This window comes from Rhizobium sp. RU33A (genome assembly GCF_900156055.1).
Classification (GTDB): Bacteria; Pseudomonadota; Alphaproteobacteria; order Rhizobiales; family Rhizobiaceae; genus Allorhizobium.
Genome location: NZ_FTMQ01000001.1, coordinates 1,124,150 through 1,137,128 on the forward strand (window position 1 = coordinate 1,124,150; position 12,979 = coordinate 1,137,128).

14 protein-coding genes and 1 pseudogene are annotated in these 12,979 nt (G+C 62.6%); 8 read left to right on the forward strand and 7 right to left on the reverse strand.

The genetic code is table 11. The features are described from left to right. Positions 1-23: 23 nt before the first annotated feature. Positions 24-1,322, reverse strand: a complete 1,299-nt coding sequence (locus tag BW978_RS05470; RefSeq protein ID WP_076392879.1) for a M16 family metallopeptidase — start codon at positions 1,320-1,322, stop codon at positions 24-26. 20 nt (positions 1,323-1,342) lie between these two features. Then, entirely contained in the window at positions 1,343-2,749 is a 1,407-nt protein-coding gene (gene thrC, locus BW978_RS05475; protein ID WP_076392881.1) for a threonine synthase, read from the reverse strand. A gap of 303 nt (positions 2,750-3,052) precedes the next feature. Here thrC and BW978_RS05480 point away from each other — a divergent pair, with 303 nt between their 5' ends. Then, positions 3,053-3,613, forward strand: coding sequence for a hypothetical protein (locus BW978_RS05480; protein WP_076392883.1), 561 nt, complete (start codon positions 3,053-3,055; stop codon positions 3,611-3,613). 36 nt (positions 3,614-3,649) lie between these two features. Here the strand turns inward: BW978_RS05480 and BW978_RS05485 are convergent, their stop codons facing one another. Then, positions 3,650-4,240 carry a helix-turn-helix domain-containing protein gene (locus tag BW978_RS05485; RefSeq protein ID WP_076392885.1) on the reverse strand — a complete coding sequence of 197 codons (591 nt, stop codon included), beginning with the start codon at positions 4,238-4,240 and terminating at the stop codon, positions 3,650-3,652. A 119-nt stretch (positions 4,241-4,359) separates the two neighbouring features. Between BW978_RS05485 and BW978_RS05490 the strand changes: the two genes are divergently transcribed. Both BW978_RS05490 and BW978_RS05495 read left to right on the forward strand, forming a co-directional pair. Continuing rightward, positions 4,360-5,724, forward strand: a complete 1,365-nt coding sequence (locus BW978_RS05490; protein ID WP_076392887.1) for an LLM class flavin-dependent oxidoreductase — start codon at positions 4,360-4,362, stop codon at positions 5,722-5,724. A 178-nt stretch (positions 5,725-5,902) separates the two neighbouring features. Continuing rightward, entirely contained in the window at positions 5,903-6,823 is a 921-nt protein-coding gene (locus BW978_RS05495) for a diacylglycerol/lipid kinase family protein (RefSeq protein WP_076392889.1), read from the forward strand. A 20-nt stretch (positions 6,824-6,843) separates the two neighbouring features. Here BW978_RS05495 and BW978_RS05500 read toward each other — a convergent pair whose 3' ends face one another. From BW978_RS05500 to BW978_RS05510, 3 genes are all read right to left on the reverse strand, one after another. Next, positions 6,844-7,533, reverse strand: coding sequence for an HAD family hydrolase (locus tag BW978_RS05500; protein WP_076393249.1), 690 nt, complete (start codon positions 7,531-7,533; stop codon positions 6,844-6,846). A 113-nt stretch (positions 7,534-7,646) separates the two neighbouring features. Then, positions 7,647-8,237, reverse strand: a complete 591-nt coding sequence (locus tag BW978_RS05505) for a TetR/AcrR family transcriptional regulator (RefSeq protein ID WP_076392891.1) — start codon at positions 8,235-8,237, stop codon at positions 7,647-7,649. Then, entirely contained in the window at positions 8,237-8,581 is a 345-nt protein-coding gene (locus BW978_RS05510) for a DMT family transporter (RefSeq protein ID WP_076393250.1), read from the reverse strand. Before BW978_RS05510 ends, BW978_RS05505 begins: the two co-directional genes overlap by 1 nt. 219 nt (positions 8,582-8,800) lie before the next feature. Here BW978_RS05510 and BW978_RS05515 point away from each other — a divergent pair, with 219 nt between their 5' ends. Beyond that, positions 8,801-9,535 carry a carbonic anhydrase gene (locus tag BW978_RS05515; protein WP_076392893.1) on the forward strand — a complete coding sequence of 245 codons (735 nt, stop codon included), beginning with the start codon at positions 8,801-8,803 and terminating at the stop codon, positions 9,533-9,535. 63 nt (positions 9,536-9,598) lie between these two features. On the opposite strand, the gene BW978_RS05520 is transcribed toward BW978_RS05515, so the two are convergent. Beyond that, positions 9,599-10,285: an ArsR/SmtB family transcription factor gene (locus BW978_RS05520; protein ID WP_076392895.1), complete on the reverse strand. Its 687-nt coding sequence runs from the start codon at positions 10,283-10,285 to the stop codon at positions 9,599-9,601. Positions 10,286-10,452: 167 nt separating this feature from the next. Here BW978_RS05520 and BW978_RS05525 point away from each other — a divergent pair, with 167 nt between their 5' ends. From BW978_RS05525 to BW978_RS05545, 4 genes and pseudogenes are all read left to right on the forward strand, one after another. Beyond that, positions 10,453-10,782, forward strand: coding sequence for an NIPSNAP family protein (locus BW978_RS05525; RefSeq protein WP_076392897.1), 330 nt, complete (start codon positions 10,453-10,455; stop codon positions 10,780-10,782). Beyond that, positions 10,779-11,122: pseudogene (locus tag BW978_RS05530) on the forward strand (antibiotic biosynthesis monooxygenase). Before BW978_RS05525 ends, BW978_RS05530 begins: the two are co-directional and overlap by 4 nt. A gap of 62 nt (positions 11,123-11,184) precedes the next feature. Beyond that, positions 11,185-11,430 (forward strand): type II toxin-antitoxin system ParD family antitoxin, encoded by a 246-nt coding sequence (locus tag BW978_RS05535; RefSeq protein ID WP_076392899.1) that lies wholly within the window; start codon positions 11,185-11,187, stop codon positions 11,428-11,430. Positions 11,431-11,786: 356 nt separating this feature from the next. Further along, positions 11,787-12,467 carry a GntR family transcriptional regulator gene (locus BW978_RS05545; RefSeq protein ID WP_076392901.1) on the forward strand — a complete coding sequence of 227 codons (681 nt, stop codon included), beginning with the start codon at positions 11,787-11,789 and terminating at the stop codon, positions 12,465-12,467. The last annotated feature ends 512 nt before the right edge of the window (positions 12,468-12,979 follow it).

Below are 12,979 nucleotides of genomic sequence, written 5' to 3' on the forward strand. Positions count from 1 at the left end.
GTCGCAGTCTGTGCCGGCGGCCCTTAGCCGACGGCCTTACGGATACCGGCAGGCTGTGTCGTCAGCGCGCCTCTGATATCGTCGAGCGGAACCAGATGATCCATCGGGCCAATGGCCGATAGCGTCGGAACCGTGTCGAAGAACAGGCGACCGGCAAGGTCGGTCAGGCGTTCGGTGGTGATGCCGGCAAGCCGTTCCATCATTTCCTGGTTCGGAATGGTGCGTCCATAGAGCATCATCTGCCGTGCGATCTGGCCGGCACGGGCAGCCGGGCTCTCCTGGCCCATCAGAAGCTGGGCACGGATCTGCGCCCGCGAGCGCTCGATTTCCTGCTGGTCGATGCGGTCGGAGACCTTGCGCAACTCGTCGATGATCACGGGCACCAGTTCCGGCAGGTTCTCGCCGCCGGTCGCGGCATGGATGCCGAATATGCCGGTATCGGAGAAACCCCAGTGGAAGGCATAGACCGAATAGCACAGGCCACGGATCTCGCGCACTTCCTGGAACAGCCGCGAAGACATGCCGCCGCCGAGAATGTTGGCGAGGATCTGCGAGCAATAGAAGTCGCGCATGTGATAGGCCTTGCCCTCGAAGCCGAGCAGCACCTGGGTATCCATCAGGTCGCGCTCTTCGCGGGACTCGCCACCGGTATAGTGGGCGGCGTCCATCACCGGCGTCGCAGACGGCTTTGTCGGCAGCGAGGCGAAACGCTGCTCCACCTGCTTGACGAAGGCATCGTGGTCGACCTTGCCGGCGGCCACGACGAACATCCGGTCGGTCGTGTAATTGCGCGACAGATAGGCGCGGATCTGGTCGCTGGAGAAGGATTGCACCGTCTCTGGCGTGCCGAGAATGCTGCGGCCGATCGTCTGGCCGCGATAGGCCTGTTCGGAGAAACGGTCGAAGACCACGTCGTCTGGCGTATCGTCGGCTGCGCCGATTTCCTGCAGGATGACATGCTTCTCGCGCTCCAGTTCCTCTTCGTCAAAGACGCTGTCGGTCAGGATGTCGGCGAGAATGTCGACCGCGAGCGGAACATTGTCCTTCAGCACGCGGGCGTAATAGGAAGTCGTTTCCGTCGAGGTGGCGGCGTTCACTTCGCCGCCGACATTCTCGATCTGCTCGGCGATCTGCCGGGCCGTGCGCGTATTGGTACCCTTGAACGCCATGTGCTCGAGCAGATGGGCAATGCCATGCTCGGCTTCGGTCTCGTTGCGCGAGCCGGACTTGATCCAGGTTCCAAGAGCCACGCTTTCCAGATGGGGCATGTTCTCGGTTACGACAGTCAAACCCGATGGAAGCCGGGTGCACTCAACATTCATGGTCCGTCTTTCTGCACTTCCTACCTGACTGCTCGCGCCTGTTTACTGACAAAGCTTTCGATGGCTTTCAGTTCCGCGGGCAGGACTTCGAAGCGCTCCTCCCTGTCCATCAGATCAGCAAGCCACGCCGGAAGCGCGGGGTCAATACCGGAGGCCGATTTTACTGCGGCGGGGAACTTGGCCGGATGTGCCGTCGCCAGCACCACCATGGGGCTTTGCGGCTTTTCGAACTTGCTTGCCACATGCACGCCGACGGCCGTATGCGGGTCCAGCAGATAGCCGGTCTCGTCGAGAACGGCACGGATCGTCTTTGCCACTTCCTTCTGCGTCGCGCGTCCGGCGCGGAAATCCTTGCGGATGAATTTGAGTGCTTCCGGCTGGATCTCGAAGGCGCCGGACTGCTTCAACCCGTCCATCGCGGAACGGATCGCAGAAGCATCGCGCCCATAGGCCTCGAACAGCAGGCGTTCGAAGTTCGACGAAATCTGGATGTCCATTGACGGCGAAGTGGTCGCCGAAACGCCCTTCATCTCGTAGCGACCGGTCTTCAGGGTGCGAGCCAGGATGTCGTTGTCGTTGGTCGCGATAACAAGCTTGTCGATCGGCAGGCCCATCTTCTTGGCGACGTAACCGGCGAAGATATCGCCGAAATTGCCGGTGGGAACCGTGAATGACACCTTGCGGTCGGGGGCGCCAAGCGCAACTGCTGATGTGAAGTAGTAGACCACCTGTGCCATGATGCGCGCCCAGTTGATCGAGTTGACGCCGGAAAGCCCGACCCGATCGCGGAACGGCACGTCGTTGAACATCGCCTTCACCAGGTTCTGGCAGTCGTCGAAATTGCCTTCGACGGCGATGGCATGCACGTTTTCGTCCTGCGACGAGGTCATCTGGCGCTGCTGCACCGGCGAAACCTTGCCATGCGGGAAGAGGATGAAGATGTCGGTGCGCGCGCGGCCCGCAAAGGCGTCGATCGCAGCCCCGCCCGTGTCACCTGAGGTCGCGCCGACGATGGTTGCCCGCTCGCCGCGCTGTTCGAGAACGTGGTCCATCAGCCGTGCGATCAGCTGCATCGCCACATCCTTGAAGGCGAGCGTCGTGCCATGGAAGAGCTCGAGCACGAAGGTATTCGCTCCGGTCTGGACGAGCGGCGCCACGGCTGGATGCTTGAAGGTCGAATAGGCCTCGTCGATCATCGCGCGGAATGTGTCGGGCTCGATTTCCCCGTTCGTGAAGGGCAGAAGCACCTCGAAGGCGACCTCTTCATAGGACTTGCCGCGCAAGGACCTGATCGCCTTTTTCGACATTTGCGGCCATTCGCGGGGCACATAGAGACCGCCGTCACGGGCAAGGCCTGCCAGAAGCGCGTCACAAAAGCCGAGGCTCGGGGCCTCGCCGCGGGTCGAAACATATTCCACGTCGCTCATCCCTAAAGTTCAAGAATTCGGAGCCGAAGCCGCCGTCAAACCTATGGCGTTTCGGATAAAGAGGTTTGCCCATTTGCGCCAGTGCACCGGCCAGGATTTCGCAAGCCCGGCAGTCGTGCATGCACGCGCTGATGTGGAGACTCCTGCCGGCTCTCGAAGGTCCATCGAAAATTGAAGCAAATTGCCGGCTACCCAATCGATTTTTGTCGTGGCCGCTGGTATAGACCATCCGCGAGGGCGCTGAAAAGCCTCAAGTTTGACTGTTTTTCGGCCTTGGGCCGAGCATGCGGAAGGTGAAGTCTCGTGTCTGTAAACGTGTCGCGCGGTGTTGTCGCCGTTTCGCTGATGATGGTTCTTTCGGGCTGCAATGCCGGTGGTCTCGGCAGTAGCCTCGGCCTTTCCTCGTCAGAGCCGGCCGCCGCAACGCCGGCCACTGCAAGCGGCCAGCAGGCTTTCGTGCAGGGCTTTTGCCCGCAGATTTCCCTGAGTGACGGCACCGCCTCCTATCGTACCTATGCGCGCGGCAAGGACGGCGATGCCGAACAGGTCATCTTGCAGGCCTCGCTCGCCGACACAACGCGCTCCTGCGCCCGGACCGAAACATCGTTGACGATCAACGCGCTGGTTCAGGGTCGCCTCGTCGCAGGCCCGCAGGGCAAGGCTGGCACGATCAATCTGCCGGTACGCGTCACCGTCGTGGATGGCGGGCAGGAAGTGTTCAACGAAGTCGAGCAGTATGCCGTGACGCTCGCCGACGTGAACCAGCCGACACAGTTCATCTACAGCAAGGCGGCAACGGTTCCCGGCAATATCTCCGGCACGGCCCGCGTCACCATCGGCTTCGAACAGCCGAAGAAGAAGTAAGCTCCCGAGGATGGCGCCGGATCTGGAGATCGGCGCCTATCCTCGCCGCGTCAGGGCCACCAGGTAGCGGATTGCTTGATCGCTGGAGTTGATGAACACGCAATCGCTGGGCGCGCCGAGTTGCAGGCAGTCACCCTTCGAAAGCTGATGGCTGCGTGTGCCCTCGATGAAGTCGAGGCGGCCTTCGAGCACGTAGATCTGCTGGTGCTGGAAGCTGAAGGCAGAGGCCGGGTAGGGCACCCGGACACCGGGGGGCAAAACCACTTCCAACAGTTCAAGCTGGCCTCCGTTTCCAGGGGAAAGCGTCCGTCGCGTATAGCCCGTATCCGGATCGATCCAGAGCGGCTGCTCGTCGCGGCGCGCCAGTCGATCCCCCTCGCGTTCGGCAAGAGCGAGAAGAACCGAGAGCGGCAGGCCGAAGGCGCCGGAGAGGCGGCCGAGCACGGTCGCCGTCGGGCTCGCCTCGCAACGCTCCACCTTGCTGATCATTGCCTTGGAGACGCCCGAACGCGCCGCGAGTTCGGCAAGCGACCAGCCGCGCGTTTCCCGCTCAAGCCGGATCCGCTCGGCGATCGCCCGCGCCTGGCGGTCTTCGTCGTGAACTTGGTTTCCATGCACCGTGTTCATTATCTCGCCCTCTTGCCAAACGATCCGGCAGCGTCTTCTATAGTGGACGGGAACATACGATAGATGACGGCACATCCACAAGTCGCCGCCTGTCGAACTCTTGGAGGGACAAACCCAGCATGGCACGCGAGATCCGTTTCAACGCCTTCGACATGAATTGCATCGGGCATATCCAGCAGGGGCTCTGGAGCCACCCGCGCGACCGCTCCATGGAGTATACGAGCCTCGCCTACTGGACCGACTACGCCAAGCGCCTGGAGGCGGGCCTGTTCGACGGTATCTTCCTCGCCGATGTCGTCGGCATTTACGACGTTCTGAGCGGCACACCGGCGCCAGCACTTCGCGGTGCCGTGCAGGTGCCGGTCAATGATCCGATGATGCTGGTTCCAGCCATGGCCGCGGCCACTCGCCATCTCGGCTTCGGCGTCACGGCCAATCTCACTTACGAACAGCCCTTCCTCTTTGCCCGCCGCATGGCGACGCTCGATCATCTGACCGGTGGCCGAATCGGCTGGAACATCGTGACCGGCTATCTCGACAGCGCCGCACGGGCCATAGGCCTCGACGGCCAGATGGCTCACGATGATCGCTATGACCTCGCCGACGAATACATGGAGGTGATCTACAAGCTGCTCGAAGGGAGCTGGGAGGACGGAGCCGTGGTGGCCGACAAGGCGGCAAAGGTCTATGCCGAACCGGACCGTGTCCATCCCGTCCATCATCATGGACGCCAATACAAGGTCGATGCCTATCACCTCTGTGAACCCTCGCCGCAGCGCACGCCAGTTCTCTATCAGGCTGGCTCCTCACCGCGTGGCCGACAGTTCGCCGCAACCCACGCTGAATGCGTCTTCGTCAACGGCCAGAAGAAGGAGGGCGTGCGCGAGATCGTCTCCGACATCCGGGCACGTGCCGAGGGCTTGGGGCGGCAGGGGGACGACATCAAGGTCTTCCTTGGTGCCACCATCGTCACCGGCCGCACAGAAAAGGAGGCTCGCGACAAGTTCGAGGACTATCGCCAGTATGTCAGCTCGGAGGCCGCGCTCACCCATGCGGCCGCCTCCATGGGCATCGACTTCGACAAGTTCGACATGGACGAGCCGGTCGAGACGGGCAAGAGCCAGGCGATCACCTCCAACATCAAGGCGATGGATCGCGCCGCCGGCCCGCAATGGACCAAGCGCAAGCTGATCGAGCAGATGGTGCTCGGCAGTCGTCAGCCGCCTCTGGTCGCCTCCGCCGATCAGGTCGTCGACTGGTTGGTCGATTGGGTCGAGGACACCGGCGTCGACGGCTTCAACCTGTCGCGCACGGTCGTGCCGGAATGCTTCGACGACATCATCGAGCTGGTCGTTCCACGCCTGCAGGAGAAAGGTCTCTACAAGACCGAATACCGCGAAGGGCCGCTGCGGCAAAAGCTCTTTGGCAACGCCCGTCTGACCGATCGACACATTGCCTCCACCCACCGGCATCAGCGGGGCTGATCACGTCTTTCTCATGTTGTGCAAGGCATCGGCCCGGTCCGGTGCCTCGCCTTGCTCTCTCTGCTCGGCGGATGCTAGCGTGCAAGCCACATGGCGGAGCATGCCTGCCCCCTCGGGATGCACGCGCTGGCATTGAGAGGGAGTGGGGCACCAAGGCGGTGTCCCCGGGGAGGCCTTGTTGAAAATTGCTGTCGTGAGAAATCCCATTGCGGGCGGCCGAGCGGGCCAGAAGCAATGGGCGCCCTTGCTTGCCGCCTTCCGCCATCGGTTCCCCGATCTGGAAATCCATGAAAGCCGCTCCAGCGGGGACGCGAGGAGGCTCGCCCGCGAGCTGGCAGTGGGGCCTTACGACGTTGTTGTGGTGGCCGGCGGTGACGGCACGATCAGCGACGTCGTCGACGGCGTCCTGACCTCGTTGCGGCCCGAGATGCCGCTCGCCTTCCTGCCGATCGGCACGGGCTGCGATTTCATCCGAAACTTCAAGCTACCGAGCGATCCGGTTGCCCTTGCGGAGCATGTCGCCAGGGCCCCTGTTCGCAAGATCGATGCCGGGCTGCTGGTCAGCCGCAATGCTGCTGGAAACGAGCAGCGCCGCCACTTCGCCAATATCGCCAGTGTCGGCATTTCCGGCGAAATCGTCGATGCTGTGAATGCGCCCGGACGCAGACGCATCTTGAACGGTCCCGTCCGCTTCCTCGTCCATTCGGCACTCGCGATCCTGCGCTACCGTCCCTATGATTTCGAAGTGTTGATCGATGGCATGCTGGTGCATCAGGGACGGCTGGCGCTGGTCGCAATTGCCAATGGCGCCTGGTTCGGCGGTGGCATGCACATCACCCCTGATGCTGATGTCGCCGATGGCAAGTTCGAGGTGGCCGTGATGCGCGAGGAAAAGGTGCTCGGCCTTCTGAATTTACTGGGACGCCTGCATAAGGCTGGTCACATCGGCCATCCGCTCCTCAGCTTCCACAAAGCGACACGCGTCGAAGTTCGCCCGCGGGAGCCCCAGCGTTTCCCAGTAGAAATCGACGGCGAAATGCCTATCGGCGGCGGATTCGTCGCGGAAATTTTGCCAGGCGCCCTGACCATCAAGACCTGAGCCGGCCGCACGTCAGAGAGTTAGAACACGCCTTCCCATTCCGCCATGGCGGAGATAACGCCCGGCAGATCCTGCATGCGGGCAATCACGGTCTCAGCACCCGCATCCGTCAGTCGGTCGGCATGCGAGGAATAGGTGTGCGACGCACCGGTAAAGCCGATGACGCGCATGCCGGCCTCGCGTGCCGCATGCACGCCGTGCACGGAGTCTTCAATGACGATGCACTTGGACGGGCTGACATTGAACTGTGCCGCGCCATGCAGGAAGATGTCCGGCTTCGGCTTCACCCTGTCAGCACCGAGATCCTTGGCCGAATAGATATGCGGCGCGAAGTGTTCCTTGAGGCCGACCTTGGTCAGCATCATGTCGAGGCGATGCGAGGACGAGTTCGAGCAGATGCAGCGCGGGCCGGCCAGACGAGCGAGGGCATACTGGACGCCTTCGATCGCCTTCACCTCGCGGGCGAGCTTCTGGTCGAGCAACTGTTCCGACTTGTCGATCATGCTGGCCGACAGCGGAATGTCGATCTCCTTCTCGATCGACAGCAGAATGTTCTTCCAGGTCATTCCGGCGAAGCGCTCGCCCATCTCCTCGACCGAAATCGGATAGCCCGCTTCCGTCAGAAGCTTCGATTCGACCTTGGCCGCGATGATCTCGGAATCGACGAGCACGCCGTCGCAATCGAAAAGGGTGAGGTCGAAGCCGCTCATGGAAACATCCGTCATGTGGTCCAGGGAAAGTGGCTCCCTACACGATCGGAAGGGCGAGGACAATCATGCGTCATGCAGGGCTGCCGTGCTGAAGATCGCACGGCCGTCGAGTTTCAAGCCTCAGTCATCGCGAGCAACACGACCTCGAAATCCTGAGGGTAGCGCTTGAGCCCGCCGTCCTTCTCCATCATGTCCGCAAGCCACACCCCGTCGGCTGCAAGCCGCACGGCAACGAGCCTTGGATCGCCATCCGTCTCGGCATGCCGTGCCATGCGTCCGTCGAGCCAGGCGGACCAGAGAGCACGTAAGGCCGGCTCCGAGACGATCGCAACCGAGAGTGCACCCCAGAGGCTGCGGTCGCCCAGCAGCCGGTCGGAGAAGCAGGCACGCACATAGGCGCGCGTGAAGCGCCCGCGCGACGCGCGATCATCCGCCAGAGTCCGGTCGATTTCCTGATCCATCTTGTCGAGAAGATCCTTGAAAACGGCGGCCAACAGCGCCTGCTTGCTGTCGAAATGATGCAGCAGTCCGCCCTTGGTCACGCCGGCCCGCCCGGCGACCGCCTGGATCGTGATGGCCGACGATCCCTGTTCGGCGGCGATCTGGGCCGCACAGTCCAGCAAAGCCCGGCGCACCTGCTCCGGCTGTTTCTTCCGGTGATGCGCGGAAAGCGTTTTGTCTCCGCGCGAGGGAGAGGCCGCCATCAGTGCGAGACCGTATTCGACAGCGTGTTCATCACGATGACGCCGGCAACGATCAAGCCGATACCCGCAAGCGCCGGAAGATCCAGGCTCTGCTTGAGGTAGAACACGCTGATCAGCGCGGTCAGCACGATGCCAAGCCCGCCCCACATCGCATAGGCGATGCCGAGCGGCATGCCCTTCAGTGCCTGCGACAAGAGGTAGAAGGAGGCGACATAGAACATCACCATGCCAGTCGTCGGCAGAAGCTTGGTGAACTGCTCCGACTTCTGCAGCAACGTTGTGCCGATGACTTCAAGTACGATCGCGGCGGCAAGCGCGCCATAGGCGGTGAGGGCGGGGCTCATGACAAACATATCCTTGGGTCACAATCCAAAAAAACATACCATATGGTCGGTTTGTTTTGAAAGCGCCTTCTGGATGCAATCGGAACGGATTCCCGCAACCTCTGAGGCGCGAAAGATTAATTATAGATCATAATATTGACATATCACAATTTCGCCGGGATCGGCGAGCGAGCTTGCCCTCGGCCGTCCGGCCACCCCGTCATCAACAGGACATCCAGCATGTGCCAGGAATGCGAAACGCAAGGCCTCAACCGTCGCAATCTCTTCAAGCTCGCCGGCGTCGGTCTGACCACGGCCGCCCTCATCGGCAGCGCGCCCGCGCGCGCCGCCGCCACGGCGCCTGCTAGTTTAACCGTGACGACGCCGGAAGAAGCGCTGGCGCGCTTGAAGCAAGGAAACAGGCGTTTCGTCGAGGATGCTGAAGCCTGCGCCTCCAACCTTGTAGCGATCCGCGGCGAACTGGCCGGCGGCCAGAAACCCTGGGCCACGATCCTCACCTGCTCGGACAGTCGCGTCAGCCCTGAACTGGTCTTCGGCGGCTCGACGCTCGGCGAACTCTTCGTCATCCGCAATGCCGGCAACGTGCTCGATACCGGTGCGCTCGGCACGATCGAATACGGAACGGAACATCTGAAGTCGCCGCTGGTCGTCGTTATGGGCCACAGCAAATGCGGCGCCGTTACCGCCGCCTGCGATGAAGTCACAAAGGGTGCGGTACCCGGCGGCTCGATTGGCAAGATGGTTCAGCCGATCCTGCCCGTCGTGCTCTCCGCCAAGGACAAGGGCGAGAGGCTTGTTGCCGAGACGGTCCGCCTCAACGCGATATCCGGCGCCCGCCGAATAGCCGAAGAAAGCCATATCGTCAGTGAACTCGTGTCCTCGGGCGCTGTGAAAGTCGTGGCTGCCGTCTATGACATCGCCAGTGGTGAAGTCGAATTCATCGAAGATCTCTGAGCAACTGGGGCAGGGGGGGCAGCAATGCCCCCTCCAACGCCGGTGGGTGCGAATTGTGTCCGTTCAGTCCGCTGCCGGAAACATCGCCAGAAACCGCCGTTCTCCCTCGCCGGAGAACCGGATGATTCGGCTCTCCTCCACCCGTCGCGCAAGTCTACGGTCAAGGAAGTGCGTCAGCAACGCCGCTCCCAGCGATCCAGCAAGATGCGTCCGACGCTCGCTCCAGTCCAGGCAGGCCCGGCAGAGCGGCCGTCGCTTCGCCCTCAGGCTGCCGATATCAAGGCCCCGGGATTCCAGCATCGCCTCGCCTTCACCAGTCAGCGTCAGCGCCTCATCCTCGGCGCGTATCGCCCCTTGCGCGATCAGGCTGTCCAGCATGCGCACGCCATAATCGCCGGCCAGATGGTCGTAGCAGATCCGCGCCTTGCGCAGCTCCGGCTCTTTCGGACCTGCGCGATGGCGCAGATGGCCGCGCGTCGCCGAAAAGCTCATCAGGCTCTCGATCATCGCCCCGACATGGCCATCGGCCAGCGCGAAATAGCGATGCCGGCCCTGTTTGCGCTGGGCAAGCAGTCCGCCCTCTTCGAGCTTGGAGAGATGCGAACTCGCCGTCTGCAATGTCACGCCCGCCGCCCCCGCAAGCTCCGTTGCCGTCAGCGCCTGACCACCGAGCAATGCCAGCAGCATGTTCGAGCGCGCGGGGTCACCGATCAACGAGGCAATCCGCGCGATGTCAGGCCCTTCCGCCATGTTCGTCTCCTTGGGGTGACCGCAGTCTGCATGTCGAGTGTAGCCAATGCTTCGATCCCGGTCGAACTATGAAGCATGGAAAGCGCTAGCGAGACTTCGACCGCGATCGAAGCATCAGCCGTCGGCACCGTGGCAAGACCCACCTCGTCAACCACGAGGAGCCCTCCATGATTACCTGCATCATCCGCTATCGCATCGACCCCTTCGGCCGAGACGACTTCGCCACCTATGCCCGCAATTGGGGCGAGGCGATCCCGCGCTGCGGAGCCGATCTCATCGGCTATTTCGCCCCGCATGAGGGGTCAGCGACCACGGCCTATGGCATCTACAACATCGAAAACCTCGCGGCTTACGAGGCCTACCGTGCAAGGCTCGCCGCCGATCCGCTCGGCAAGGCCAATTACGACTTCGCGAAAAACGCCCGCTTCATCCTGGAGGAAGACCGGCTCTTCCTGAAGAACGTCTCCCATCCTCCGTCTTTCAAGGTGCAGCCGTGATCGCCGTCATCTTCGAGGTGATCCCCTTCATCGGCGAGCGCCACCGCTATCTCGATCTCGCCGGCGAGCTTCGTGACCATCTGGAAGCGATGGCGGCCTCCTGTCCGTCGAGCGCTTCGAAAGCCTGACGACCCGCGGCAAGCTCCTGTCACTCTCCTTCTGGCGCGACGAAGAAGCCGTGCGCCGCTGGCGCGACACGGAAGAACACCGCGCCGCCCAGGCCGCCGGCCGCGGCGGCGTCTTCGCCGCCTATCGCCTCCGCGTCGCCCAAGTGCTCCGCGACTACGGCCTTGAGGATCGTGCCGAGGCCCCGGAGGACAGCCGCGCACGGCATGGGTGAGGGGAAGATTTTGACAAACTTTGCCATCACCGCCATCTTGGTCGCATGACTGGAGGCAGACCATGGCAACGATGAACGTATCCCTTCCCGATCCGATGAAGGCCTGGGTCGAGCGTCAGGCCGAGAGCGGTCGGTATGGCAATGCCAGCGACTATATCCGGGACCTGATCCGCAAGGACCAGGAGCGTCTCACAGCCTTCGACCAGCTTCAGGCCGCCATCACCAGTGGGATCGAAAGCGGCCCGCCGGAGCCCTTTGATCCCGAGGCCTTCAAGCGGCGGATGCGCGAGAGCCATGGCGCCCGCTAGCGCCCGCTACAACCTTGCGCCTGAAGCCGTGCGCGACCTGGAAAGAATCTGAGCTTATGGCGCTGAAACGTGGCCCCCCGACCGGGCTGATCATTATCTCGACGAACTCGTCCTGGCCTCCGAGCGAGTAGCCTAGTCTCCAGCGCTGCATCGCCAGCGTCTCGAGTTCACGCCGCCAGCGCGGATATATCCCTTTCGAAGCCATCTGCTCGTTTATCTCGATCTCGAAGGGCAGGTGACGATCCTGCGCATTCTCGGCAGTCGGCAGGATTGGCAGGCGATCTTGCGGGCGCTTGACTGACCCGCGCGCGGCCACTCCCTCGACAAGCCGGCAGCCGCTGACTATGCAGATACCCATGCCGAAAAAGCCGGAAGATTCTCCAGAGGATACGATTGTTAGCCGCATCAGCCGCGCGCTTGCGGAGCGCATTATCCATGGCGAACTCGTGCCCGGCTCGCGTCTGGCCCAGGATCATATCGCCGAGGAGTTTGGCGCAAGCCATGTGCCGGTCCGAGAGGCCTTCCGCCGGCTGGAAGCCCAAGGCCTCGTCGTCAGCATTCCCCGTCGCGGCGTCCGCGTCGCAAGTTTCGACCTGAAACAGGTGCGCGAAGTCGCCGAGATGCGGGCCGCCCTCGAGGTGCTGGCACTCCGCCACGCCGCCCCAAGCCTGACGCCAGAGGTGCTGGCCGCTGCCGAACAGGCCGCCACCGATGCCGACAACGCCAAGGATGTCCGTACCTGGGAGGAGGCGAACCGCCGCTTCCACCGTCTGATCGTCTCCACCTGCGGCATGCCGCGGCTCATGTCCGTCATCGACGACCTGCACGCCGTCTCCGCCCGCTTCCTCTTCGTCGCCTGGCGCGCCACCTGGGAAGCCCGCACCGACCACGACCACCGCGCCATTCTCGAGGCCCTGAAATCCGGCGATGCAGCGGAAGCCGCTCGCATCCTCGAGCGCCACGTCCAATGGATCGGCCGCGCCCCCATGCCGGTGCCTGGCCGCGCCGAGACCGAAGGCTTCGCCATCGTCGGTTAAACTCCCACCTCCCCTTGAGGGGGAGGTCGCCGCAAAGCGGCGGGTGGGGTGACCTCGCTGACCTATCCCACTTCCCACATTTTCAAGTCTTGCGGTGTCGTCTTGGTTTCCGACAAACGTCGCGATCGCCCCACCCCACCCCGGACCTTCGGTCCGACCCTCCCCCTCAAGGGGAGGGTGTGGGCGACGTAGCCAATTGCCCAGCCTCATCCTGAGGCGGGAGCGAATGCTCCCCTCGAAGGACGAGGGCGGGTGGCTCCTCCGTGGCCTCGCCCTTCTAGGCCTGCTGGCGCAGGCCCCTCAGGGGGAGGGTAGGGTGAGGGGCAAGGTGCTATCCCTCAATATAAAATTATAGATAAAAATGAAAGGCTGCCGCCAGATCGCGCCGCGATCAGCAAATCCAATCCCCAGTTTGGCAATTTGCCCCAAGATTCCTCAATCCGCCACCTTGGCAGTGTCCGATGCCATAGATAAAAGATTCTCTGTCGCATCAAATTATCTATAAAATGGAG